At 71.2% G+C, this 23887-nt stretch carries 29 protein-coding genes; 12 read left to right on the forward strand and 17 right to left on the reverse strand.

What is annotated here, in order from left to right; translation table 11 throughout:
* The first annotated feature begins 38 nt into the window (after positions 1-38).
* Together AB0G56_RS31010 and AB0G56_RS31015 are read left to right on the forward strand one after the other, a co-directional pair.
* Positions 39-377 carry a hypothetical protein gene (locus tag AB0G56_RS31010; RefSeq protein ID WP_360410683.1) on the forward strand — a complete coding sequence of 113 codons (339 nt, stop codon included), beginning with the start codon at positions 39-41 and terminating at the stop codon, positions 375-377.
* A 107-nt stretch (positions 378-484) separates the two neighbouring features.
* Entirely contained in the window at positions 485-817 is a 333-nt protein-coding gene (locus AB0G56_RS31015) for a hypothetical protein (RefSeq protein WP_360975754.1), read from the forward strand.
* 30 nt (positions 818-847) lie between these two features.
* Here AB0G56_RS31015 and AB0G56_RS31020 read toward each other — a convergent pair whose 3' ends face one another.
* Complete coding sequence (locus AB0G56_RS31020) at positions 848-1447, reverse strand: hypothetical protein (RefSeq protein ID WP_360975757.1); 600 nt, start codon at positions 1445-1447, stop codon at positions 848-850.
* 101 nt (positions 1448-1548) lie between these two features.
* Complete coding sequence (locus AB0G56_RS31025) at positions 1549-1968, reverse strand: hypothetical protein (RefSeq protein ID WP_360975760.1); 420 nt, start codon at positions 1966-1968, stop codon at positions 1549-1551.
* A 218-nt stretch (positions 1969-2186) separates the two neighbouring features.
* On the opposite strand from AB0G56_RS31025, the gene AB0G56_RS31030 reads away from it, so the two are divergent.
* The 4 genes from AB0G56_RS31030 (at position 2187) to AB0G56_RS31045 (ending at position 5050) form a co-directional block, all read left to right on the forward strand.
* The gene (locus tag AB0G56_RS31030) at positions 2187-3437 is read left to right on the forward strand and encodes a hypothetical protein (protein WP_360975763.1); all 1251 of its coding nucleotides are present in this window, start codon (positions 2187-2189) and stop codon (positions 3435-3437) included.
* Positions 3438-3571: 134 nt separating this feature from the next.
* The gene (locus AB0G56_RS31035) at positions 3572-3862 is read left to right on the forward strand and encodes a hypothetical protein (RefSeq protein ID WP_360975766.1); all 291 of its coding nucleotides are present in this window, start codon (positions 3572-3574) and stop codon (positions 3860-3862) included.
* Between the two features lie 158 nt (positions 3863-4020).
* Entirely contained in the window at positions 4021-4380 is a 360-nt protein-coding gene (locus AB0G56_RS31040) for a hypothetical protein (protein WP_360975769.1), read from the forward strand.
* A 121-nt stretch (positions 4381-4501) separates the two neighbouring features.
* Complete coding sequence (locus AB0G56_RS31045; protein WP_360975772.1) at positions 4502-5050, forward strand: hypothetical protein; 549 nt, start codon at positions 4502-4504, stop codon at positions 5048-5050.
* A gap of 33 nt (positions 5051-5083) precedes the next feature.
* Here the strand turns inward: AB0G56_RS31045 and AB0G56_RS31050 are convergent, their stop codons facing one another.
* Genes AB0G56_RS31050 through AB0G56_RS31060 form a run of 3 tightly spaced genes read right to left on the reverse strand, consistent with a single transcriptional unit; the run spans position 5084 to position 8444 of the window.
* Entirely contained in the window at positions 5084-5707 is a 624-nt protein-coding gene (locus AB0G56_RS31050) for a hypothetical protein (protein ID WP_360975775.1), read from the reverse strand.
* A complete protein-coding gene (locus AB0G56_RS31055; RefSeq protein ID WP_360975778.1) occupies positions 5704-7068 on the reverse strand; it encodes a hypothetical protein in 1365 nt (454 codons plus the stop codon). Before AB0G56_RS31055 ends, AB0G56_RS31050 begins: the two co-directional genes overlap by 4 nt.
* Complete coding sequence (locus tag AB0G56_RS31060; protein ID WP_360975781.1) at positions 7065-8444, reverse strand: hypothetical protein; 1380 nt, start codon at positions 8442-8444, stop codon at positions 7065-7067. Before AB0G56_RS31060 ends, AB0G56_RS31055 begins: the two co-directional genes overlap by 4 nt.
* Positions 8445-8844: 400 nt before the next feature.
* On the opposite strand from AB0G56_RS31060, the gene AB0G56_RS31065 reads away from it, so the two are divergent.
* On the forward strand, positions 8845-9699 hold the full coding sequence (locus tag AB0G56_RS31065) for a hypothetical protein (RefSeq protein WP_360975784.1): 855 nt from the start codon (positions 8845-8847) through the stop codon (positions 9697-9699).
* A gap of 10 nt (positions 9700-9709) precedes the next feature.
* Here AB0G56_RS31065 and AB0G56_RS31070 read toward each other — a convergent pair whose 3' ends face one another.
* The 12 genes from AB0G56_RS31070 to AB0G56_RS31125 form a co-directional block, all read right to left on the reverse strand.
* Entirely contained in the window at positions 9710-10468 is a 759-nt protein-coding gene (locus AB0G56_RS31070; protein WP_360975787.1) for a hypothetical protein, read from the reverse strand.
* Between the two features lie 90 nt (positions 10469-10558).
* The gene (locus AB0G56_RS31075; protein ID WP_360975790.1) at positions 10559-11482 is read right to left on the reverse strand and encodes an Imm49 family immunity protein; all 924 of its coding nucleotides are present in this window, start codon (positions 11480-11482) and stop codon (positions 10559-10561) included.
* A gap of 141 nt (positions 11483-11623) precedes the next feature.
* On the reverse strand, positions 11624-11974 hold the full coding sequence (locus AB0G56_RS31080) for a hypothetical protein (protein WP_360975793.1): 351 nt from the start codon (positions 11972-11974) through the stop codon (positions 11624-11626).
* 55 nt (positions 11975-12029) lie between these two features.
* Positions 12030-12476, reverse strand: a complete 447-nt coding sequence (locus AB0G56_RS31085; RefSeq protein ID WP_360975796.1) for a hypothetical protein — start codon at positions 12474-12476, stop codon at positions 12030-12032.
* 38 nt (positions 12477-12514) lie between these two features.
* The gene (locus tag AB0G56_RS31090; RefSeq protein ID WP_360975799.1) at positions 12515-12853 is read right to left on the reverse strand and encodes a hypothetical protein; all 339 of its coding nucleotides are present in this window, start codon (positions 12851-12853) and stop codon (positions 12515-12517) included.
* Between the two features lie 141 nt (positions 12854-12994).
* Positions 12995-13468, reverse strand: coding sequence for a hypothetical protein (locus tag AB0G56_RS31095; protein ID WP_360975802.1), 474 nt, complete (start codon positions 13466-13468; stop codon positions 12995-12997).
* A 1124-nt stretch (positions 13469-14592) separates the two neighbouring features.
* Positions 14593-14838 carry a hypothetical protein gene (locus AB0G56_RS31100; RefSeq protein WP_360975805.1) on the reverse strand — a complete coding sequence of 82 codons (246 nt, stop codon included), beginning with the start codon at positions 14836-14838 and terminating at the stop codon, positions 14593-14595.
* 131 nt (positions 14839-14969) lie between these two features.
* Complete coding sequence (locus tag AB0G56_RS31105) at positions 14970-15188, reverse strand: hypothetical protein (protein ID WP_360975808.1); 219 nt, start codon at positions 15186-15188, stop codon at positions 14970-14972.
* Positions 15189-15368: 180 nt separating this feature from the next.
* The gene (locus AB0G56_RS31110) at positions 15369-15752 is read right to left on the reverse strand and encodes a hypothetical protein (RefSeq protein ID WP_360975810.1); all 384 of its coding nucleotides are present in this window, start codon (positions 15750-15752) and stop codon (positions 15369-15371) included.
* Entirely contained in the window at positions 15749-16264 is a 516-nt protein-coding gene (locus tag AB0G56_RS31115) for a transcriptional regulator (RefSeq protein ID WP_360975812.1), read from the reverse strand. Before AB0G56_RS31115 ends, AB0G56_RS31110 begins: the two co-directional genes overlap by 4 nt.
* Before the next feature lie 1131 nt (positions 16265-17395).
* Positions 17396-19066 (reverse strand): helix-turn-helix domain-containing protein, encoded by a 1671-nt coding sequence (locus tag AB0G56_RS31120; protein ID WP_360975815.1) that lies wholly within the window; start codon positions 19064-19066, stop codon positions 17396-17398.
* A 596-nt stretch (positions 19067-19662) separates the two neighbouring features.
* The gene (locus tag AB0G56_RS31125) at positions 19663-20994 is read right to left on the reverse strand and encodes a GNAT family N-acetyltransferase (RefSeq protein WP_360975818.1); all 1332 of its coding nucleotides are present in this window, start codon (positions 20992-20994) and stop codon (positions 19663-19665) included.
* A 274-nt stretch (positions 20995-21268) separates the two neighbouring features.
* Between AB0G56_RS31125 and AB0G56_RS31130 the strand changes: the two genes are divergently transcribed.
* From AB0G56_RS31130 to AB0G56_RS31150, 5 genes are read left to right on the forward strand one after another with little or no spacing between them, the layout of a single operon-like run.
* Positions 21269-21595, forward strand: a complete 327-nt coding sequence (locus tag AB0G56_RS31130) for a hypothetical protein (protein ID WP_360975821.1) — start codon at positions 21269-21271, stop codon at positions 21593-21595.
* The gene (locus AB0G56_RS31135; protein WP_360975824.1) at positions 21592-21855 is read left to right on the forward strand and encodes a hypothetical protein; all 264 of its coding nucleotides are present in this window, start codon (positions 21592-21594) and stop codon (positions 21853-21855) included. Before AB0G56_RS31130 ends, AB0G56_RS31135 begins: the two co-directional genes overlap by 4 nt.
* Positions 21852-22028 (forward strand): hypothetical protein, encoded by a 177-nt coding sequence (locus tag AB0G56_RS31140; RefSeq protein WP_360975827.1) that lies wholly within the window; start codon positions 21852-21854, stop codon positions 22026-22028. Before AB0G56_RS31135 ends, AB0G56_RS31140 begins: the two co-directional genes overlap by 4 nt.
* Positions 22025-23614 carry a DUF2637 domain-containing protein gene (locus AB0G56_RS31145; protein WP_360975830.1) on the forward strand — a complete coding sequence of 530 codons (1590 nt, stop codon included), beginning with the start codon at positions 22025-22027 and terminating at the stop codon, positions 23612-23614. The genes AB0G56_RS31140 and AB0G56_RS31145 overlap by 4 nt, the downstream gene beginning before the upstream one ends.
* A complete protein-coding gene (locus tag AB0G56_RS31150) occupies positions 23611-23856 on the forward strand; it encodes a hypothetical protein (protein ID WP_360975833.1) in 246 nt (81 codons plus the stop codon). Before AB0G56_RS31145 ends, AB0G56_RS31150 begins: the two co-directional genes overlap by 4 nt.
* Positions 23857-23887: the final 31 nt, after the last annotated feature.

Genomic DNA, 23887 nt, shown 5'->3' on the forward strand with positions numbered 1-23887 from the left:
AGCTTGCCGCTGGAAGACCTGACAGAAGAGGTGGAGCGGTGGCGAAGAGGTGGGTCCGGTACGTGGTGCCGGTGATGGTCGAGGTCGATGTCGACGACGACAAGGTGACCCGTGTGGTCACGCTGCCGGAAGAGGTTCGCGAGGACCGCGACGACATGGGCCACTTCCTCATCTACGACGAGAAGTTCGTCCGCCGAAGCGGTGATGACCAGCCCCAGGTACACGCCTTCTGCGTGGGAGAACCGCGATGGGCGGACGACCGATTTCGCGTCGGCGGCCCGGCGAACTGGCCGGAACGCTGGGAGGAAAGCTTCGGCCGGGATGAGTCCGACGACCGGTACGAGGAGATCAGCCCGTACGAGCTGCGCGAGCGGTAGAGCCTCACCTCGTCCGGCGGCCGGGCGGCGGGATGCCTCCGTACGGGGGCATCCCGTCTGCTCCCGGGGGTGCCCGCCCGCCGGGCGCCCTCGGGCATGGTGTTGCCATGAGTGAGACTTCCTTCTCCCGGGAGACGGCGGAAGCCGTCGCCGAGGCGGTACGCCCGTGGCTGGACAAGGACGCCGGAGAGCCGCCGCCGGCCGCCGCTCTCGTCGCCGCGCTGCGGGCGGCCGAGGCCGAACACGGCGGCCGCCAGCGGGATCTGTGGGGCCACGCGGCCGGGAACGCGGCCTGCGCGATGAGCTCCGAGGACGACCGAAGCGCCCGGTGGCTGTGGGCCACCGTCCTCGACTACGCCCGGCTGGCCGCAGCGCCGCAGGGGGCGGTTGTCCCTCGTTCGAGTGGAAGCCTTCACGCCGCTCAGGTCACCCTCGCGTGAGGGTGCCGAGCGGACGGGGCCGTCGAACGCTCAGCGGCAGCCGTAGGAGCGAAGCAGGTCCCGGGATGCGTCGTCGGCCGGTGCCAGTGGATGCGTACCCCCGTTGACGGCGTGCTTCAGCGTCAGCACCGGGTACTTGTATCCCTTCGGGGTGCCCTCCGGGACGGGCCCGCCCGGCCAGATTTCCATGCGGTCGTCACCCTTGGCCACCCGCGTGACGACGCTCGCCCTGTCCTTGCCGTACGGCGTCCCGGCCAGGCACTGACCCGGGCCGCCCAGCTCTGCGTCGAACCGGTCCCAGGCGTTCATGAAGATGTGTGACGCGATGCTGTTCACGCCCCACACCGCGGCGAAGGCCAGGACCAGCGAGATCACCACGAACTTGGGGGTCAGCGTGCGCCGCTGGAACTTGAGGAGGGGGGACAGGCCCCACCCGGCGGCGAAGCCGAGACCGGCCGCCCCGGCCCACACGGCGCCGGACAGCCACAGGTGATCGAACAGGAGCCGGGCGTGGGAGGTGACCGCGACGGCCGCCGCCGCGCAGCCGAACGCGCAGACCGACATGACGAAGGGCAGGCTGCTGTCCGGTGCCGGAGCGCCGAAGCGCGCCCTCACGGCCGGGTGTGTCACGGTCTACCTCCTGCGGCGGGTGTTCGTCCGGCAGCATCGCACGGGGCGCCGACACTCCAGCACCCGTGTCACCGAAAAGTTGACACTGCTAGCCGGTCGCTCTACGCCGCCCGCTTGATGCCCGCCAGGCGGGCCTTCATCTCCTCGCCGACGTCGGCCTCCTTCATCCAGGCCGTCAGGCGGTCGTGGTCTTCCGCCGGCAGCGAGCCCTGCTGAAGACCGGAGTAGAGCAGCCCGCTCATCAGGGTCGCCCGGACTGTCTCCGGTGAGCACATCGTCGTCAGGAGCCCCTGAAACATCAGGGCTGTTGCTTCGTCGCCGGCGCCGGAGGCATCGACATACGCACGGAACAGCATCGACGCGCGCAGCTGGTCGGCTAGGACTTCCCGGTCCTCGGGGCTCGTCGCCGCCTCGGCCAGTAGGTGGTCCTCGATCTTCTTGGCCTGCTCCAGGTCACCGGCCATGAGGGCATCGCGAAGCGCCTTCACCTGCCGGGTCTCGAAGATGTCCGGCAACTGCATCGTCACGTGCGATCCCCTCATCGGTCGTCTCCGACGAGGGTAGGGCTCAGCACCTCCGCCGGGCCGGGGGATTGCTGGAAGCGGCCTGATCTGGTGTACGGGCGGCGGGGACCACCCGTGAGTGAAGAACGGGCTGACGAGCTGACGCCCGATGGTGCAGAATGGCCAGCCGGCAGAGGGATAATTAACCTAGAACCGTAATCCCGGAGGAGGCCAGAGTGTCCACGAGCACTGACGAGGACCGCTATCCGGCGGTCGAAGAACTGCCCGCGCTGGTCCAGAAGGTGCTGGACGATCCGGACACCACCGACTCCGTCGCGGATCACGTCCGCTGGGTCCACCGCACGATCCGGAAGGCGCTGGAGCGGGAGGACTACAAGGAGCGGTACGGCACGTCACTGCGTGAGCTCCTCGGTCCCGGGGCCACCGCCTTGTGCGAGCTGACCGACGACGGCGAGCTGCGCCTGCGGGGATACAAGAACAACCCCAAGGGCGTGACCACCTCGCAGCGGCGCAGGTCGAGCATCCTGCGTCGGCTGGCCCGCGAGGCTGGTGTCCCCAGCGGCGCCAAGTCCTACCCCAAGCCGCCCCGGAAGCCGACGATGCCCACGTGGGCCCGCAGCCAGCTGCACAACGGGCTGAAGGCCCAGGTCGAAAAGCAGCCCTCCGACCCCGGCCTCGCGCGGATGCTCGTCGTCGTCGGCCTGGTCCTGGACGCCGCCCCCCGCACCGGCGAACTCTGCACCTGCGGCATCGTCGACCTCGCCCCCGATCTGTCCTGGGTGAAGATCATCCGCAACCCGCAGGGGGTCGCCTCGAACCTGCACCTCACCGAGGTCTGGCCGGTCTCGCCCATTACCCAGGCGGCGCTGGAGAACTGGCTGCCGATCAGGGCTCAGCTGATCGCGGGCCTGCAAGGCAGCAAGAACGCCCTGCTCGTCTCGCATGGCCACGGCGCCTACCGGCGCGGCACCCCGCTGGGCAGGAAGGGGCTCATCGAGAGCTACGTCGCCCAGGTCGGGGAGCTGAAGGGCGCGGTGACCGGCGGCGGCGGGAAGGGCTGGGAGCTCCCGGAGGGCCTGGAGCAGCTACGACTGGGGGTGCAGGAACAGCGCAGCGCCTACACCGCCGAGCAGGCGGCCGGGGCGAAGACCCCGCACTGGGGCGCGGCCGTGGTGCTCAACCCCCTGCTGCCGGAGGACGTCGAGAAGAAGAAGACGGCCGCCGCGATGGCCAAGGTGGTCCAGGCCGTCGACGCCTTCCACGCCGCTCGCGCGTCCGCCGGCGACGAGACCGACCCCAAGGTGCTGCGGGCCCGGCGCACCCTGCGGGAAGCGACGCGGGCAGCCTGGGCGCGGACCGACCACACTGCCACCCTCAAGCTCCTCCACCAGGCCAGGCTCGCCAACGACGACCTTGCCGCCGCCGGGTACAAGGAGCAGCTGCTGGACGCCCTGGAGCGGACGTGATCCTCTCCGCGCAAGCGGTACGGTGCCGCCACCGGTGCTCTGGTACGGAACGGCTCGACAGCCACGGAACGGGGCAGGAATACGAGATCGTGGTTGCAAGACGACTTACTCAGGGACGACCCGGGGGAGAAGCGATGTACGTACGACTGCGGCGCTGGTGGGCAAGCGGATCGCCGCTGTGGCAGCGGCTGGTGGTGTGCGGCACTGTCACCGTCACTGCTTATGGGGCCGGCCTGGCCGCGAAGCTCCTCAACGGCCATGTCCTGCTGGTCTTTGCCCTCATCGTGGTGGCGTTCGTGGCCATGTCCGTGGGCGCGGTCTCGCTGGGGATGGCGTGGGCCGGCGGGGAGCACATCTACTCCCCGCGGTGGTACCGAAAATTCCAGCAGGAGGCCCGTGCGCGCGCTGCGGGCAGCCCGCAGTAGGCGGAAGGCGCCGCCCGCGAAGCAGGGCAGGCCGCGCCGCCGTACAAGGAGCCGCTGCTGACGCCCTGGAGCGGTCGTAAAAGCGGTCGATCCTGGCGATACGTCTCGCGTAGGGTCCGAATCGATCAAGGTTCGTGATCAAGCACGGGGAGTTGTTGATGAAGATGAAGAGGCTGACCCCGGCGCTCACCGGCGCCGCCGCGGCAGGGCTGCTGATCCTCGCGAGCGGTACCGCATCCGCCACCACGGCGCAGACCAGCGCCACGACGGTGCAGGCGAAGGCCGGATGCGTCCTCAACCCGGCGGTGGCCCACGAGAGCGTCAAGATCCGCACGACCACCAAGGTCAACGCCACAGCCCTCGGCCTTCTCCCGAAGGGCGCGAAGGCAACGTATGTGACCTGCGGCGTGAAGCTCGCAGACAACTACTCGCTCTGCGGCTGGAAGAACGACAACCGTTGGTCGTACATCACCTACCGGGGCATCAAGGGCTACGTGCCGCTCGCCTGCGTCGTGTAGTCCGGCCTCTGCACAGCGAGGACTCCAGGGCCGCCACCCGTCAACAGGGGTGGCGGCCCTTCGGTGTGCTCAAGGGTGAACCGGCCCCACCCTGCGGGGCGAGGTCCGCGAGGATGTCCGCATGGCCAAGCCCGAGAATCCGTTCAACCTCGCCCTCACCTTCGTCGGCTCGTTCCAGATGGGGCCCGCCGAGCTGATCCAGTCCCTGCCGGTTCGGCAGCTCCTGCAATGGACGTTGACCACGGCGGCGCAGTCGCCGGACGAGGCCGGTGAACTCCTGGCGGCGGTGACCGCCGAGCTGGTGGCCCGTGACGAACTCCAGCTCGCCGCCGTCCTGCTGGCCCAGTTCTTCGCCCACGGCCAGCAGAGCGACGAGGACGGCGAGGCCGCCGCCGCGGCGTACCGCGAGCTCCAGCAGGGCAACCACATCCCCGCTCTGCGGGTGGCGCACCTGCTCATCGAGGGGCAGATGCGCGGGGGAGAGGCGGAGGCCCGGCGCGTCTGGGCGGCCGAGGCCGGGCTGACGCAGGTCGCGTTCGGCGAGTGGAACCCGGTCCCGGCCAACGTGGTCCGGTGGCTGCTCGTCCTGAGCGCCCCGGTCGCCGGATGCCCGCGCGACCGGATCGGCACCCTGATCCGGGCACTGGAACTCGTCCCGGCCGCCGCCTGACCGGAGCCCGCCGGCTGCGGCCGGGCAGCTCGGTCAGCGGCGGCCCGCCAGGATCAGGGCGCGGGCGTGGCTCTCCACGTACTCCTGCATCCGAGCCCCGTTGAAGCGGAAGGCGTGGGCCAGCGTCACCGCGGCGAACCAGCCGCCGCACAGCAGCAGTTCGACATGGTCCCGCATCGCTGCGCCCGGCCGCGCCCACGCGGCCACGAGTTCGGCGGCCCGCTGGTCCCTGGCATCCAGCGCCGCCGGGTCGGCTTCACCGCTGTGGTGCAGCTCCTCGGCGAACACCGCGGCGACGTCGACAACTACCGAGTCCGCCGGATGCTCGACCGTCAGGCTGACCGGCTGCTCGCGCACCGTACGGGCCTGGATGTCGAGCCAGTCGGCCACCGCCGCCGGATCTCCGTCCTGCGTGATGGACAGGCCAGCGACCGCCGTACGGCCCAGCGCGCACACGATGGGCACGATCTCGGTCCGCAGGTCCGCGCCCCGCGCCCACTTCGACACGTAGAGCAGGCCCTCGCGGACCCCGCCCCGGGCCTGGTCCACGGTCTGCTCCAGGCCCTTCCTCTCCAGCGCTCCGCCCATCAGTGACCGCACCATCGTCAGGGCGGCCACCTGCGGGCCCACGGCCGCGCGGACCGTGCTCCCGCTCATCGCTCGCCCCCGTCCTCGATGACGGCCGGGGTGCCGATCGGCAGACCCGAACGCTCCGGGTGCCGTTCGGCGGCCAGGTGCGCCCCGTGGTCGTACGCGTTCACGCCGGCGGCGTGCATCCAGTGCATGGCCCGCCGTAGCCAGTCCGCCGTGGTGTAGTCCGGCATCCGGGTCTTCGAGCGGTGCCGCTGCCAGTGCCGTTCACTGCCCAGCTCGCGGCGCACCTCCGGGAGCATCTTGCCGTCGAGAGCACCCAGGGCCCTCGCCTGCGCCAGGGCGTCGAAGGCGCGAGTGCCGCCCGTCGCCGCAGGCAGCGCCGCCCGCGCCCCGGTCATCGCCTGACGCACGCGCGACAGGGCATACGCGAGCTTGGGCACCCGCTCCGGCTCGATGCCCAGCTGCGCGCGCACGGCGGCCGCCGACTCGGTGAAGGCGTCTTCGTCGACGTCGACCAGAAGTCCCTCCTCCATGCGGCGCCTGATCTCGCCCAGGACGTAGGTGCAGGCGCTGGTGAAGGTGTCGGCGAGCTCGTCCAGGCCGTCGACGGCGGCCGCGAGATCGGCCGGAGTGTCGCCGGGCGTCTCCCAGTGCTGGCAGACGTAGCCGTACAGCGCCTGCTCTGCCGTCCACACGGCGGCCGCTGGGGTGTCCGCGACCGCGGGGAGCGCTCGCTGCACCGACCTGCCCGAGGCCCGCGCGCTGTAGCGCTTATCCGGCACCGGCCCGAGCAGCTGCGCCGCGATCGGGTCCGCCGCGCTCTCCGCCTCCCGCTCCTCGCCGGGCGGCGGCATCGTCCCACCCGGCAGCGCGCACCACCCGCCCGGCGGGTAGAGCACCGCTTCCGCCCGGCGCTGCTCCTCGGACGCCGCGATGATCTCCGGCAGGACCGAGACCGCGCCGGAGGCGTGGGCGGTGTGGCTGCTCCACTCCCGCAGCTCGTACAGCAGCCGCGACGCGGTGCTGAGGGTCTGGTGCACCGGGTTGTCCGGGGCCTGGCCGGGCTTCGGCCACTCGGGAACCAGGCCGTCCCCGTACGTCTGCACCAGGTTCCGGAACTGGGACAGGTGCAGATGCGCCGCGTTGATCTGGCGCGCCAGCATCACCGCGACCGTGGACGGCACTTCGGCGGGCCGGTGCTTCGAGGCCCTGGGCCCGTCGGGCCCGTCGTCCTTGGCGACGGTGCCGCGCGGGGCCGAGCCGGGGCGGGTGTCGACCTCCAGGTAGCTGCGGCTGCCGCTGTAGGGGTCGGGGTCCGTCACGGTGAAGTGCTCCGCGAGCGCGTCGAGCAGGGCCTGCGTCGCTGCACTGTCGCCGGTGATCCGTACACGAGCGACCCCGGGCAGGGTCTTGCGGCCGCTCATGCCAGCGTCCCGCGGACCGCGACCAGGCCGCCCAGCACGTGGCCGGCCTCGGCGGCCCGGCTCACCGCTGCCAGCCAGTCGTCGCCCTGCCGGTCGCCCACGGTGCCCGCGGGCACGACCAGAAACAGCGCCTTGCGCTGGCGGGCCGCCTGCCGCCAGTTGCCCGGGGTCGCGTACCCGCCCTCTTGCCGGTACCAGGCTCCGCCGCCCGCGCGCATCACCGAGACCATCCGGCCGCGCTCGCACCGAAGGTGCCATCCGTCCAGCACCGGGAAGGGCTGGCCCCCGCCCAGGTCGACGGGCTTGAACCCCTCGGACAGGCGGGCCGCCAGGTACCCCTCGATCCCGTACTCGTCGGGCTCGCCCGGCTCGACCAGGACCAGCGGCACCATCCCGCCGCCCGGCTGCCGGGCGACGCTGAAGTGCGTGTAGTCGGCGTTCCGCGGACCCGGCACGGTCGGCTTCTCCGGCTGGCGGTCCTCGGGGGCCACGTACAGGCCGCGGCGCTGGCGCTCCGCCATCAGCTCCGGCCAAGGCCAGATGCGGGTCCGGCCGCAGCCGGGATGCGTCCACACCGGGTGCACCGTGTCGAGCTCGCGGCCGTCGACGGCCAGGGTCCGGGTGCTCACCCCGACGTGGACCTCCGGCTCCGCCGTCACGTCGATCGGCTCGTCACACAGGAAGCACACCACCGGATCGCCCGAGACGGCGGACTTCTCCGCGTGCTCGACCAGGCCCTGCATCTCCTCCACGCTCAGCAGCTGGTCGATGCCCGCGCTCATCAGGTAGGCGGTCCCACTCGCCGCGGCGTAGCGGTGTGTGTCCCTCTCCTCCTCGCCCGCCTCCTGGTCGGGGGCACCGGCCCCGGAGGCCGGAGCGGTCCCGGCGGCCGCCGCCCACAGGTCGAGCGTGTCCTCCAGGAGCGCCTCCAGGTCCTCCTGGCTCAGCTCCTCGACCGCAGCGAGGACCGCCGGGCCGTAGCCGGGGCGCCCGGTGTCATGGGCCACGGCGTGGAACCGTCGGGTGGCCGGGGAGCACAGGGCGCCGGGGGAGGGGAGCAGCGAGTAGACGGTGCCGGCGAGGCTGGCGACGACGAGCCGGTCACCGGCGAGGACCTTGTCCGCGAGGCTGGCCTGGCACGGTCGGCACTTCTCCACGCAGGCCCCGATCAGCGCGGAAGCCGTCTGCATGTCGGCCTGCCGGTCGCTTCCGAAGCCGGAGCCGTCGACCGGGCCGATCTCGGGGCCCTGGTGACGGTGGGCGGTGCCCGACTGGGCGGAGGTGTACGAGGCGCCGCTGGCGGCCTTCTTGGCCTTGATCCGCTCCCGCTCCGCGTGGCTCTTGCGGCGGCGGTTCTTCTTCTCGCTCTTCGACACAGCTGACTCTTCTCGGCGCGGCACGGTCCCATGACCCGGCGCGCACGAGATCAGCGCACGACGGAGGAGGTCGTCGAAGACGACGGTGAGGAACTCGTGCGCTGGCGCGCTGCCACATTCGGCAGCTGACCAGGCCCGGAGGGCCCTGGCACCTTTGCCCGTGATGCCGTCTGGTCATGGGCCGGACGGCGGGCTTGGGCCTACGCGATGCCCGCACCCAGGATACTCGTCCGGCACAGCCGGAAGGGGTGAACCGGCAGTCCCGGACGGGTGAATCCAGGCCCGGCGAGCCGTGTCCATCCCGTGTCGACCGCCGTTGTACGCGGCGGCGCGGTCACCTGTCGCGCCACCGCGTGCGGCGCCGCGTCAGGTGACCGCATGGTCGAACCGGAAGGCCCCGATGACCGAGCAGGCCCCCTCAGCCGACGGCGTTCTCGCCATCAGCGCAGCCCTCATGACGGCGTGGCAGCATCTCGCGCCAGAACACCAGGCCCTGGCCAAGGAGGAGAAGGAGACCACCGCCCGGGAACGCCAGGGCACCCTGCGGCGCATGAGGGAGAACCTTCAGGACGCCAACAATCAGATGGTGTTCGTCCTGGACCACCTGGCCACGGTCCACGGAATGCGCGCCCTGGGGCTCCACGGCCAGCACAGCCAGGACCGCAGCGGTAACGACTACTCGCCTCTCCTCCCCGTCGGAGACCCCGACGAGAAGCTCTGTGAGGCGGCGATGATCCTTGGCGTCGCCATCGGCAACCTGGACAAGGCGTATGTGCCGACGCAGAAGTACCCCGCTCTCGCGAGGTGCCGGTGCCCGCAGTCGATGCGGCAGCTCTTCGCCGGCCTGCGCGACGCCGTCACCGCCATGTGCGCGGAACTCATGACCCGGGACCTGGCTGACGGCGCCCCCGAACTGGAGCCGTGGAAGGGCTTCCTGGACGAGCTGGAGGCCCGGGTGTGCCCCATCGTGATCCTGCCCGACCAAGCGGCTTGGCCCGTCTCCAAGCACGTGGCGGTGGACCCCGAGCTGCGCGGCAAGCTGCTGAGTTCCGGGTGCGGAAATGCCGAGCGCCAGGTCGTGCTGTGGCTCATGTTCCAGCCGGACGACCGGCAGCAGCCACCGGGCGAGATCGCCGCCCAGCTCGACCTTGAGCCCAGTCAGGTCGAGGAGGCGCTGGAGAAGCTGAAGGCGGTCGGTCTGCTGCGGGACGACGGGACGCTCCTCGGGGTCCACCGCGGCTCGGTCCCGGCCTGACGGCCACTTGTCACCGTTTCGTTGACAGCCGGGCGTCGTCCGCCGCGAGGCGGACCGCGGACAACTCGTCGAGCAGATCGCGCACGGCGTCACGCGCCAGGGCCGCCTCGTCGGCCCGCGGGCCGGACGGCTCCAGGCCCTGCCGACCGGACGGCGCGATCCGCCAATGCAGCATCTCCAGGCACTCGACCCTCTGCACACCGCCGGTGGCCTTGGACAGCTGGTCCAGGTAGACGGCCGCAGCGGAGTCCTCCGCCAGCTCCGGCCATGCGCCCGCGACGTCGACCAGGCGGCCGCCGACGGTCTTGATGCGGGCCTCGTGCTCGCGGCACCACACCTCCACCGTCCGCCGCCGTGCGCGGTCGCGCCGCTGGGCGCGGACATCGCGGTCGCCGCGGTGGGACTCGGCCGCCCGATCCAGCCGGGTCGCCCTGGCCTCGGCGGCCTGCCGGTTCACCATGCCGAGCGAGTCCGCGATCTTCTGCCACGAGGCCGAACGGCTGCGGGCCGCGCGGATCAGATCGCGCTCCAGGGCGTCCAGGCTGGCCCGCGCTTCTGCCATCTGGGTCAGGGCGGCCAGGACGTCCTCCGCCGGGACCTCCGGCGTCTCCTCGCCGTCGCCGGCCCCGTAGTAGCCGAGCGCCTGGGCCCGGACCTCCTGCATGAGCTTGAGCGGGTCGAGGTAGTTACGGTCCTTGCCGTAGCGCTCGCGCAGCAACTCCTCAGCCGCGTCCTGCATTCGTCGCTGCTTCGCGTGGTCGATCGCCATGGGCACCACCCTTCCACACGACGGGCGGTTGTCACCAAAAAGTTGACACTTCGTTCGGGGGGCGCGACGGCCCCCCGAACGACGGCTTCGTCAGTGCTGCGGGGGGCGCAGCAGGGAGTTGGGCAGGTAAGCCGACGCGATACCCAGCTGCCATCCGTGCGCGAGGGAGGCGAGCGCGGCCACTGCGGCGGCCCTGACCGGCAACAGGGTTCGCGGCACCGGGGCAGTGCCCACGCCCGCGCGGTGCCGCAAAAGCCTTTCGGCCAGGGCCTGCTCGAAGGCGGACTGATCGTCGTCGAGCAGGACACGCAGCAGCCGCTGGTCCGCGTCCAGGGCGCTGACCGCGTCGAGTCGTTCGGCGGCGCGGGCTCGCGCTTCGATGTCGGGCTTGGCCAGCGGGACGGGGCCGGGAAGGGCGCCGGGGTAACGCCCCTGCACGATGGTCAGGTACTCGCACAGCGCGTCCATCTCGGCGAGGTCGGCCGGGGTGGAGACCGACTCCCGCTTCGAGTAGGGCACTCCGTCGCGGATGGCGGGAGCGTAGTCCTCGCGCAGCAGCGGGCCGATGACCCGGCTGCGCTCCCACACGAGGCCGCTGATCACGCACAGGACGAAGGCCCTGACCCAGGTCTCGGCGGTGGTGGCCGGGGACGCCGGTTCCCAGGTCTCTTCGTAGTGCATCTCTTCGCTGGCGAGCGTCTCGTCGACGAGGGGCAGAGGGACGTCCCAGTCGCCATCGGGGAAGCAGCCCAGGCCAAGCTCTCCAAGGGCGCACTCCGCCGCGGTGAGCAGGACCTCGCGCGATCCCGGCGTGTCCAGCGCGGGATCTTCCAGGGTGCGGGCGCCGGCGAGGTCGAGGAGGTCGCCGCCCATCTCCCGCAACCCCTGGCGCAGAGGACGACTGCCGTGACGCATGTCGGACCAGTGGTCGATGGCCCGGCGGACTCCGCGCTGAAGGGTGTCCTCTATCTGCTCTTCGGCAACGTCGTGGCGTGCCACGTCCTTGATCGTCATGTCCGCCATCCTGCCAGCGGGCACCGACAGGGCCGTACGGGCCGGACCTGCCGTTCGGTGCAGCTCCCGGCGCGCGCTCCTCAGCCGGGCGGCCCTTCGGCGACCTCATGTCACCGAAAGGTTGACACCGGCTCCAGGTGCTCAGCTGCTCCTGGGAACGCGGATGCCCTGGTAGCCCGGCCCGAGCCCGCGCCGGGGTTTTCGCACAATGCGCGGCGCCGGAATTGCCACCGGCCCGCCGGCCGCAGGAAGGCCGCGAAAGTGGCGCAGCAGCTCGCCCGTCGCGGCAGGCACCCCGGCGAGAATCCGCGCGGCCTCCGGATCAATCGCGGCCAGCGCCTGCACGAGGACGTCGATCGCCTCCACCGCGTCCTCGGCGGCGGGCAGGTTCCACGCGCCGGGTCCTGCCGCGTCGGCGAGTTGACAGGCGCCGTCGGCAACGCCCTCGGCCTGCTCCTGGACCCCGGGGGCGGCGCGGTCGGGAAGGCTCATGCCCCGTTCAACCGGGCCGTTTCGACTGGAGACACGGCTTGATCCCGGCGCGGTCTCAGCGGGGGTTCTGGTGCAGCAGATCGTCCTCGCCGGCGGGACGGGCGGTATGGGTAAGAGGGAGCCCGCGCTGCATGTACGGCAGGGACTCCTCCCGCGTCATGTCGGACAGAAGCCGGGACGCCTCCGCGTAACCGCACCGATCCAGCTCCCACGCCACCCATCTCCTGCGGGACTCGATCCGCTCCGGTTTTCCTCCGAACAGCATGTGCACGAGGTGAGCGGTGCTGTCCTGCTCGCGGGTGCGGCTGAAGGTGAGCATGGAGGCAAGGCTGTACGCCGTGACGTCCTTGGTGTGCGGGTTCACGTCTTCTTCGCCGCGGCCGCCGTCCGGCTTCTCCAAGAGGTGGATCGCGCGCAGGGCTGCCGCCCGCAGATCGTTGATCACGGCACCCTCGGCCTGCCGCCGAGCGGCCTCGACCCTCCGGCCACGTCGTCCGAACATGCTCAGTCAGCCCCCTTCGGTCACCAGCGCCCAGGACACTACCCCGTGCCGGATGACGGGATGTCCAGGAATGCGGTGGCCGCCAGGAACTCCGACTCGCGGTCGGCGGCCGCGACGTCGAACCGGACCTTCCGCACGGCCGCCAGGAGTTGCAGGGCTGGCGTGTTCATCAGGTCGACGTCCTTGCTCGCGACGCCGCGCCGGGCGGCGACTTCGTCCAGGACCGCCTGCCGGTGGCCCCAGCAGATCGCGGCCCGCTGATACGCGGGGCTCGCCTCTCCGTGCAGCAACCGGGCGCGGCTGAGCGCCGTACGGGCCTCTCGGACGTCGGCGCGCACCCACTCGGCCAACCTGCCGGGCGACTCTTCCACGATCACCGGCGTCTCCCCCTCATTGCTGGCTCCGGACGGTCGGCAACACGCTAGACGGTGCCGACCGCGCCGGAACCCGACGACCAGGAATCGCCCCGGAGAAGCCCCGGCGGCGCCCGGAGACCGGGGCGAGGCGGCACCTTCAGGTCAGCGGCCGTACGTCGAGCGGCACAGGTCGACGATGTTCTGCCCGACCCCGTCGTGCGCCGCGGCCCGGCACAGCGTCCGCATGTCGTAGGCCGGGGTGATGTTGGGGCGGGTGCGCGGTGGCTTCTTGTGGGGCGGAGCAGCAGCAGGACGGCGGGGCGCGGCCGGAGCGGGCCGTACCGCCGCCCGGGGCCGCTGCGGCACCGACGCTTCAGAGCGTCCGTTCCGGCGGACCGGGCGGTGCACCGGCGCCTGCGTTGCCCGCTCGCGCGGCGGGACGACCGCGCGCGGCTTGCCGCCGTCCGTACGCACCAGCTCCTCGCGGGCCGGGGCCTGGCGCGGGGGCGGGGCGGAAGAGGGGGTGTACGCCGCGGCGGCGGGGGCCGGGGCCGCCGGGGGAGCGGCCGGGACGCTCACGCAGGCAGAGGCGGTGAGCAGGACGAGGGGGACGAGCAGGGCGGCGAGGCGGGGCATGTGATCACCGTGGCGCAGGCCGCAGCCGCCACGTCGTCCGGCGCGAGCAGAGCCACCAGGACGGGTGACCGCCACGGCGTCGGCCGCATGTCACCGGAAAGTTGACACGGGGCCGCAGCCCGCCGGAATCGCCCGACGCCCAAGATCGCAAAAACGTGCGTTAAGGAGCATCGCCGCAGCTCACCGGGCTGTCTCCGATTTCCGCAGCGGGCCGGATTCCGGTGACGCACTGTGGCCGCAGGCCGGGAACGTCGGGGTCGGCCCGGTTACGGAGAGTGCTAACGCACGGTTTGGCAATCTTGGTCGTCGGAGGGTCCGGGGGCCAGTGGCCGGCACCGGGAGGCCCCATCCGTCCCGCGAGGCCACACAAGCCCCTCAGAGCGTCCGGCAGGCCGTGCGGCGCGGAATCGGGCCCGGGGGCGCCATGCGCGCGGGAGAGGGCGAACCAGGCCCGTTCCTGGGGGGTTTGAGGCCCGATGGTGCGTCACCACCTGCACCGATACGGCGCCTTGCTCCTTTTGTCGCCGCGCGAAGCGCGTCCTTTCATCTGTTCATCCGCCCACGGTCCGCAGACTGCAACGGCGGGTCAGGGGAGCACGGACGAGAAGCAGCGCGGAGGGGTGGGGCGGGGCCTGCTCAGCCCGGGACGGGCCGCAGGGAAGGGTTGGACCCCGGCCACGGCCCCGCCCCACCCCTCCGCCCCTCTTTCGCGCGCCCTTGGGCGCGCACTCTCAAGACAGGGGGATAATTAACCTCTAGCGCCTTTAAGGCTGAGCGGTGGCCCGCTCCGCTCATGGGTGCGGCGCCGTGGGCATGGGCTGAGCCCAGTGCCCATCGGTGCCCTGCACTCCGCCCAGGCCGCAGACGCCGCTACTACGTCGGGGCGACGAGACCCGGGTCTCGTCGCGGCACGTCAGGCCGGGTGTCCCGAGGGGGAGTGGGCCCAGTAGGGCCCACGGACCCGAGGGAGGAGGATCGGGCGCAGAGGTCAATTATCCCCCGTCCGGCTATATGGGGCTCCGACGGCTTCCGCGAGGGCGCACGCTGAAGGCCCGCCTCCCGGAGGGGTGGGAGACGGGCCTTCAGGGAGCGGGCCGCAGCAAGAGCGGCGGCCGCGGGCGGGGCTAGTCGAAATCGCTCATGCGGTGCGCATCCCCGGACGCCATCCACCGCTCGTACGCAGTCGGCCCGCGCCGGCCTTGGCGGGCGAGTTCCGTCAGGAGCTCGGACCCGGTCAGGCCCCGCCGTGCCGCGTCGGCCTTCACGGCCTGGGCGGCCTGGACGAGGCCGGGGTCGCGCTGGAGCAGTTCCCACATCTCGTCACGGACGACGAACGGCTCCGGCTCTGCCGGAGAGGACGGGTGTTCCACGGGGTTCCCTTCGGTCGGGCTTCTACAGGGTAGGGGCGCGGCCGGCCCGGGTCCGTTGGCTTGAGCCAACACCTCCGGACCGACGGCTCGGGGCCCGTTGGCTACAACCAACGGGTCCCGGCGGGTCAAGCTCAGACGGTGACTGCAACCTGCTCGCCAGCCGCGTATTCGACGGTGTCGCCAGAGGAGTAGGTGACGCGAGCTCCGCCGTTCGGCAGGTCCGTGACCGCATCCACGAGATAGGGCAGCTCGTCGGCACTGATCACGACTTGGTCGTTGCGCGTCAGCGAATCTGCGGCGATCAGCTCGGTTCGAGGGCAAGGCGTCTGGGTGTTCACGTTCATCTGCATCGCATTTCTCCTGCGGTGGGTTCCGAGTGAATGCCGGTCGGGGCGCCAACCCCTTCCAACATTGAGAATATTACCAGCTTTACCGGAATTGCGGAAGGGGGCCCGCTCTCGGGCGGGCATACAGAAGGGCCCGCACCCCCAGGATCGGAAGTGCGGGCCCTCAGCGCTGCGAGCAGCAAGTCACTCGTCGCCGGAACCTCGCATCGGCAGATGGCTGACGGTGGCCAGCGGCTGCTCGACCTGGTCGTCACCGGCCGCCGCCAGCTCCAGCACCTTGTCGCCGGCGCGGTAGAAGGGGACGCCGCCGACACGGAAGGCCATGGCCAGCCAGCCATTAGCCACCAGTCGGCCGATGCTCTTCGAGACGCTCCCCTGGCTGATCTTCACGGTCCCGGCCACCGTCTTGGCGGTCTCTCGGACAGTCTCGCCGAGCGGGACGGCCGTCACGTAGTAGCTCAGCACGCGGTAGTCCGCGCCGGGGAGCTCGGCCGTCTCCTCCAGGAGCTTGCGCATCAGGTCGGCCGAGAACGGCAGCTCACGCGGCCGCATCGCGGGAGAGGTCACGATGCCTCCTTCTTCTTCTGGGCCGAAGTGGCCGGAGCAGGTACCACCGGGAGGCGCGCATCCTTGACGGCCTCCACCTGGTTCACCGCCGACCCATCGAAGCCAGCCCGCGGATTGACCCGGTAGAACGTCATGCGGCCGATCTTCTCCGCTTCGAGGAGAAGCCCACCCGCGTGCAACGTACCCAGGAGCGTCGAGATCGTAGCCGGACGTCCTCCCAGAATCTCACCGATCTCCTTGTAGGTCAGCCTCAGCGGCTGAGCACCGTCCGGCGAATGGGCGAGGTAGAAGAAGAACAGATCCCTGTGCTTCGCGGTATACCCGCTGTCCTTGGCGTAGAGCTTCGCCAGGAGCACCTTGGGGACATTGACGTGTCGCCCGGGGTGCGGAGTCCAGTCGTAGCGGACTCTCGCGCGCTGGATCGTCTCGTCCTCGAAGAACGACATCTGCACGAGCTCGCCGGTCTCGGTGTTCACGGCCTTGCCGCGCCGAACCGGACTGGTCCCTGCCATACCCCTCCTCACCTCGGACGATTGCCTATACGCAACCGAAGAAGCACACCGTACCTACTCGGCTTGCCTATAGGCAAGCACATTGGAACGGGCGAGTCGTGTCGGCGCAGCAGGGTCATGAACGGGGCCGGACGGGGCCTAGTTGCCTATAGGAAACCGGAAGCGCCAAAACTGTAACTTGAGTGGCAGTTCGGAGCTACTCGCCAAGGCTGTGACCAGGGGAAACGATCTTCGCCTCTAACTACGTAGTAGAGGCCGGTGGCAACCTGCGGCGGAGGAGGCGCCTGCGGCGCGTTCACCGCGCACCGGTCGACGGCCATCCTCCCGTGATCGGCGGTCGAGGTGGGGGAGGCGGCTCCGCCGCGCAACAACAGCATCCCCGGTCCCTCCTTGCCAGCCGCTTTTCCCTTCCCCGGCCCCGGGCCGGCCCGCACCTCCTCCACCGGCTCCAGCTCCTCCTGGCCCTCCTCGACCTCAGCCCCTCGCCCCGGCCACGACGCGCCGGCGGACGACGACGGCGCGGAGGAATCACCCCGGCCCACCACTCAGTCCAGCCACTGATTCCAGGGGCAACTGCCCAGGGAGGGCCCCCTGGGGCCCGAGTGGTGCGTGACGCGGAGCGCAGCGGAGTGTCGCGCAGGGCAGGCGGCAGTGGCTGGTCCAGCGCAGCCGAAAGGCGCTGGTGGGGGGTCTGGGGGGAGGCGCCCCCCAGGGGTGGGCGGTCCAGCGCGCCCTGGGCGCTGGCGAGGGGTCTGGGGGCGAGGAGCCCCCAGGTACCCGGCCGAAGGTCGGGTGCACCACAGGCCGGGGCGAGGCCGCTGGTGGTGGCAAGCCGTTCTGCGGCTGCGGATGTCGGTGGGGAAAAGCGGCTGGCTACGGAAGGGGGTGGCAGCGGCCGGACTTCGGCTTGCGGATCTTGGTGGGGTGTTTCCGGTGCTGATTCGACGAGGGGACTTCTTGAGGCGCTTGCGCCGTTGCTCGCGGCGGAGCCGCCTGCCGGCCCAGGCCCGCACGGCGGGGCGGGTGTCCGACGGGCCCGGCTGGGGAAACGCGCCGTAGGCGCCTTGATGCCCGCGGAACATGGATCGGCCCCCGGTAGGGACTCCCCCGGGGGCCGATCCATGCGTGCTGTCAGCCGATGTGCGCGGGCTGCCTCTTCACCGCCTCGATGCGGCAGCGGGCGCACAGGCCGTCGGTGCCGACCGCGGGCTTGTCCCACGGGCAGCCGGTGTTCTCGTGGCCGGGGCAGTGGTCGCCAGCCCACGGTTCCTGAGCCGGGATGGCGACGCCCAGGCCGGGGTCGGGGCGATCGGTTCCCGCAGCAAGAGCCACGTTCTCCTCGGCCGCAGCCTGTTGGCGAAGCCGGTTCTGCTCGCGGGCGTAGTCGTCGGCGGCGAGCCGCACGGCGAGGGCCTGCCCCAGGACGTCGGCGCCGCGCGCGGCCGCGGCCCGGCGGGCCTGCTCGATCCCCTCGACCACGTGCGTGCGGAACGCGGCGTCCGCCTGGTCGTCGCCGGTCCGTGCACGGTACGTCGAGACGGCCTGATCGACGAAGGCGGCGGCGTCCCGCTTCGAGGAGGAGATGGCTCCGGCGCAGTCTCCACACGGCTGGCCGGCGGTGCCCCGGTCCTCCTTGCAGTACGGGCAGGCTCGGCGGCGGAACTCGGCTTCCTTCTCCGCAGCCCGAGCTTTCCGCTCCCGCTCCTTGTCGGCACGGCGGTCCTTGTCTCGCTCGATGCAGCTGCGGCAGGGGTTGCCGTCGTCGAGTTCGCCGTCCTCGCAGCGCGGTTCGGGGCACGGCCCCGGCTGAAGCATGGCCACGGCCGCGCCGACCGGGCTGGTCAGGGTTCCCTCGGCGTAGTGCTTGGTGTAGCCGTGGGTCACCCAGCGCCGGGCGACCCGGTCCCCGAGCATCTTCGCCTGAGCGAGGCCGCCCCCGGCCAGCTGCTTCTCGATGGCCTGGACCACGGTCTTCGGTCGGTCGGAGCGGACCTTGCGGACCAGGGCCTCCCGGAGTGCGTCCGGGAAGGCTTCGAGGACGCGCTGCACCTCGGCGGTCACCAGCACTTCCCTGCCAGATCGAGCCGACGTCCGGTTCGGCGCTCCTGCGCCGTCAGCCGCGGCGGAGCCGCTCGACGTCCCGCGCGCGCTACTACCTGTAGGGGCCTGACGGCCGTTACCAGCGCTTCGCGCCGAAGGCGCCATGGGGAGGTTTGAGTGGGGAGGTTCAACAGGGGAGGTTTGGGGGTCTGTCAATCCCCCCTGCTGGGACTGAGAGTCCCCCCTGGCGGGACTCTCAGTCCCCCCTGGCGCGGGAGCGGCACTCTGGTTCTCCAGGGGGGACTCGTTGTCCCCCCTGGAGGGGGCAGAGCCCTGCTTGGCGCGGGGTTTTCCCTTGTCAGAGCGCTGTACGCGGGTGGGCGCGGGCACGATGTCGGGGCGGTTTTCCGGGGTGAGGAGTCCTCGGCCGCGCCGCCGGCGGGTCTCGTTGATGTCGTCGACGTCCGGGAACCAGCTGTACGGGATGAGCAGGTCGTAGACCTTCGGCCGGTAGCGCTTCTCGATGTACTGCGCGGCCCGCTGGTCGCCCAGGCCGATCAGCTTGCGGTCGGCCAGCTTCCCCAGCTTCCGCTGGACGGTCTTCTCGTCGCAGAGCGCATCTTTCGCGAGGGTGGCCTTGGACGGGAACGCGTCGCATCCGTCCTCGTCGGCGCGCTCGGCGAGGGAGATCAGGATCAGCTTCTCGGTCGTGTCGGCAACGGGGGCGGCCTTCATCGCCCAGAGCATCGGGGTGAGGCTCATCGGCGCTCACCGAGGACGGTGGAGATGGAAATGCTGTGGGGCGGGTAGATGGACGGGTGGTGCTGGAATGGCACGAGTGCTTCCCTTTAAGAACGATTCGGGGAGCCTCATTGGCCAGATCGAGGGCAAGCCGCGTGATCAATGTGCTGATGACGCGGTGTCGCCCTTATCCTGGCGCTGCTGTTCGTGTGGCAACACGGCAGCGAGGCCCCACCTATGGGTGTGGGTTGGCGCCCCTTCGGGGGCATTGACTCTGGGCGAGTCGAAACTTGGTGGCCGTTCCGCTTTGGCGGGGCGGCCATCAGACTTTCAGCGTGGTGGAGCTGGGGAACCCGAGCGGCGGGCGCCGACTGATCGTTTCCGGCCGTTCGGCGCGGCGCTGCCCAAAGGCTGCTGCGGCGATATCGCCTGAACCCGTACGCTCATCGAAAGCGCACCTCCCCCGTGACTAAGGTGCGGCCGCTCTCCGGGTCTCGACCCCCGGCGGCGGACCGACAGGCCCCCGAGGGGGCCTGTTGCGTTTGGGAGGATTTCCCCTCCCTGATCGTCTATCCGACCACACGCACCGTAACGGGTGGGTCGCCGGGGGGACGAAGTCATTTGTCCTCGGGCGCAGTTGCGGAACCAGCCGGTTCGTTGAGGGCAGGGCCCACCCCGCGGACGCGTCCCGCCTTCCGCTGGAAGAGGGCGCCGGACTGGCGGCCGTCCGCCGGGACCGTGCGGATCAGCTCGAAGTCGCGTGCGTGGTAGTAGTCGAGGAGCCCCTGGTTCGTTCGCCAGGCGTCGAGGCGCAGCCACTTCTTCCCGCCGGCCTCGGCCCGGGTGCTCGCCCAGTCGAGCAGGGCACTGCCCAGTTCCTCGCCGCTGGCGTCCCGCCGGACGACCATCCGGTGCACGTACAGCGCATCCTCGGCGGCCTCGTCCGCGTTCCAGAAATCTGGATCAGCGTGGGTGTCGAGAGTGATCGTGGCGACCGCTATGCCCTGGTCGCGGACCAGGAAGCACTCCCCGGCGGCGATGTTCTCGCGGATGCGGTCCGTGCGCGGCTCGTACTGCCACTGATCGATGCCCCGCTCCCGCAGCCAGTCGCCGGCCTGCTTCCACAGGGCCGTGACGGTCTCCAGGTCCTCCAGCGCGGCCGGGGCGATGGTCAGTTCGCTGCCCAGGCGCGGCCGTTCGTCCTCCAGCACCATCTTGATGCGGTCCCCGGGCAGGCAGTTGATGACGCACCTGACCGGCTGCCCGGCGGCGGTGTAACCGGTGACGACCTCTTCGGCGATCGGTGTGCCGGGCGGGATGCCCAGGCGGGCGGTCTGAGCCGGGTCCGGCATCCGCCATTCGTACTCGCGCACCGTGCGCACCTGCTGGTAGCCGAGCTCGGCCAAGACGACGTTCGCCCCCCGCGCGATGTCGGCCGGGTTCATGATCTCGTCGCTGTCCTTGACGAGCGCGCGGGGAAAGTAGCTGTCGTTCGAGAGGTAGGGCTCACCGTCCAGGAACCGGACGCGGCGGCGGACGGCGGTCAGCTCACCCTCCTCCAGGCGGAGCCGTTCACGCACGATGGGCGGCGCCGGCACCACCGAGACCTCGATCGTCTGGGACGCCTCGCGCCCCAGCTCCATCATCTCGGTGAGGAAGCTGTCCATCTCGGGGCTGAGGGGGCGCTTCCTGAACTCCTGTTGCGGCCTGTAGATCATTGGGCGCCTGATCCGCACGAAGTGCCCCCGCGGGCGGTCCGCGTAGATGAGGCCCTCCTGGATCAGCAGGTCCAGGCCCTTGCGGACGGTGACTCGCGTGGTCGCGTACTTCTCCGCGAGCGAGGTCTCTGTGGGGAGGGGGCCGGAGGCGAACTCGCCTGCGCTGATGCGTTGGCGCAGGTCATTCGCGATCCGCACATAAAGCGCGGGCGGCTTCTGACTAGGTGACATGGCCCTAGTTCTACCTGCGCTTTCGCTCATTGTCTACTCAATGTGCGGCGCGTCTACTTTGCTCTTGACTCCTGGCGATCAAAGGGGCAGGATTCATCTCGGCAACGCATTGTCTACACAATGTGCGTAGCCAACAAGGGGTATGCAATGAGCCCCTGAGCTGGACAAACGGAAGGCCCGCTGTGCCGGGGCGGACCTTCCGCAGCAGGACCCCGCGGGGATGGCTCCCCGCCCGGCACGACCTCTCGAAACCCGACAACGAAGGGCACCAACCGTGACCACCACCGAAACCGCCGCCAGGCCCCCGTTCGGGGCCGCGCTGCACGCGCTGTCCACCCTGACCGGACAGCCGGAACGCTTCTTCCTCGGCCGCCCGGCCGACTCCGCCCGCACCCGGGGCGCCCGCGTCGAGTTCGTCGCCATGCTGCTGCTGGACCTGGACGACCACGACGCCCTCACCGCCCGCCGCACCACCGCCCGCCGCCGCACCACCGCCCCCCGCCCGGCGCTGCTCGCCGTCGTCGACGAGCTGGAGCACGCCGAGAACACCGCCGCCGGCCTCGGCCTGGACGACGAGATCGCCGGGGGGTGGGCCGCGTGAAGTTCGACGCCCGCACCATCGAGGCGATCAACGCCTGCATCCGACTCTTCCTCGGACGTGTGGACCAGCTCCACACCGGCCTGTTCTTCCTGGTCATCCCGCTGTTCGTCATCGTGGTCGGCGCGGCCGCGCTCGCCGTCGCCGTCATCGCGGCCGCCGTCTTCCTGGTCGCCGGTGCGCTCGGCGTGATCCTCATGTGCCGCCGGGGGATCAACGCCGCCGCCGCCCACAGCGCGGCCGCTCGGGCGGTGACGACATGAGGAACCGCTGCACCCTCCCGCTGACCCGCGCGGCCCTGGACGCCCACCGCCTGGCCGACCGCGACGAGGCGCACGAGCTGGGCCGCTGCACCCAGGTCTACGCCAGCCAGAACCCGCCGAAGCCCCCCGTACGAGCCGCCGCCCCCCGCGCTCAGGAGATCACCGCCCGATGACCATCACCGAACCCCGCACCGAGACCGACACCAACCCCCTGATGACCCGCACCGACCGCCGCACGGTCGGCAAGGCCGCCGCCAAGGAGGCCGGAGCCCGCGCCAAGCAGGCCGAAGTCGAGGCCGACAAGACCGAGAAGCTCGCCGGGCTCGACGTCGAGGACAAGAGCCTGGACATCGAGGAGAAGCGGCAGAAGGTCGAGCGCCGCCGCCGCCAGGCCGCCCGCGAGGAGAAGGCCCGGGTCCGCAAGGAGGCCGTGCAGAAGTGGAAGGGCCGCGGTAAGGCCCTGGTGCACGCCCTCCCCGTGATCGTCGCGGTGTCGGCCGTCGCCGCGCTGATCGTGGCCTCCGTCTGGATCGCATGGCCGGCACAGGCCGAGGCGATGCGCAAGGACCTGGGCGCCCGGTCCTGGGTTGTCCCCGGCGTGGTCGAGGGACTGACCTGGACCTCCGCGTCCCTGACCATCCTGGCCGTCCGCCGCAAGGCACCGGCGGGCCGCTACCGGGCGATGACCGTCATCAGCGCGCTGATCGCGGCCAGCCTCAACCTCTTCCACTCGCCCAGCGCTTCGGCCGGACAGGTCAACGCGCTCGCCTCGCTCGCCGGTGTGCTCGCCTTCGAGCTGGTGGTCGGTCTGCTCCAGCACACCCAGAGCGGCCGGACGGCCGCCGAGGTGCGCGAGCAGCTCGCCCGGTGGATCGCGCACCCGCTGGTGTCGCTGACCGCCTGGCGCATCCGGGCCCCGTACCGCAAGACGATCACGGTCCAGAAGGCATGGGATCAGGCGTGGGAGTCGCACCACGGCGGCCAGCCGGGCACGACGGCCGGAAGGGTGCGGCGCCAGCGCCGGGCCGAGGCACGCATGGAGCGGGCGCGTTCCAAGGCGGGCCGCCGCCGGGTGCGCGAGCTGAAGCGTTCCCTGGAGGCGACCGCCGCCGAGGCCGCCATCGCGGAGAGTTCCGCCGAAGCAGCCCAGGCCCGCGCGGACGAGATGCGGGCCCGTGCCGAGGAGTTCCGGAGCCGGGCCGAGAAGGAGGAGTTCAAGGCCCAGGCACGGCTCAGTTCCCAGAAGTACCGGGGGCTGCCGTGGATCGGGGGCCAGTGGGTTCCCGTGCTCTCCCCGCAGGCCCGTTCCGAGGGGGGCGAAGAGCGTTCCGAGGACCCGAAAATCCAGTTCCCGTCTGGGGAGTCGGCCCCTCGGACCCCCGCACGGAACGGTGCGGAACAGGGTGAGCGGAACACCCCCGCCGCGACCCGGAACGCGCCGAAGTCGGCCGGCGGGAACGACTCGAAGCCCGGAACGGAACGCGACCTGAGCGAGCACCTGGACAAGGCGTTCCCGGTCGCCCGGGAACTGGCGTACGAGGCTGCGGCCGACCGGCGCAAGAGGACCGGGAACGGCTTCTTCTCCCCCTACACCCTCGCCAGCCGGATCGGTGTCCGCCGCCAGGACGGGCCCGCGCTGCTGGCCCTGCTGGAGGCGCAGCCCGGGTTCGCCGAGGCGATGGCCGAGGAGATCGAGAAGGCCCGCGCGGCCCAGCAGGACACCGACCGGAACGAGAAGGAACTGGAGCACACCGCATGAGCGGAACGACCCCGCGCAACCTGCCGCCGCTGCTGATCATCGCCGCCCCCGCCGGGATCACGACGTTGTGGGTCCTGCCCGTGACCTACGGGCGGACCTGGCAGGAGTCCGGCATCGCGGCCGCCGTCGTCTTCGTCGTGGTCCTGCTGCTGTCCAAGCTGCCGGGCTGGTTCGCCAGCGGCGCCAAGAAGGCGGCGAGCAAGGCGAAGAAGAAGGTCAGCAAGAAGAAGGACACCGAGTAATAGCCCCGCCCCATCACCCCCGAGCACGCCG

Source organism: Streptomyces sp. NPDC021356 (genome assembly GCF_040641015.1).
GTDB lineage: Bacteria > Actinomycetota > Actinomycetes > Streptomycetales > Streptomycetaceae > Streptomyces.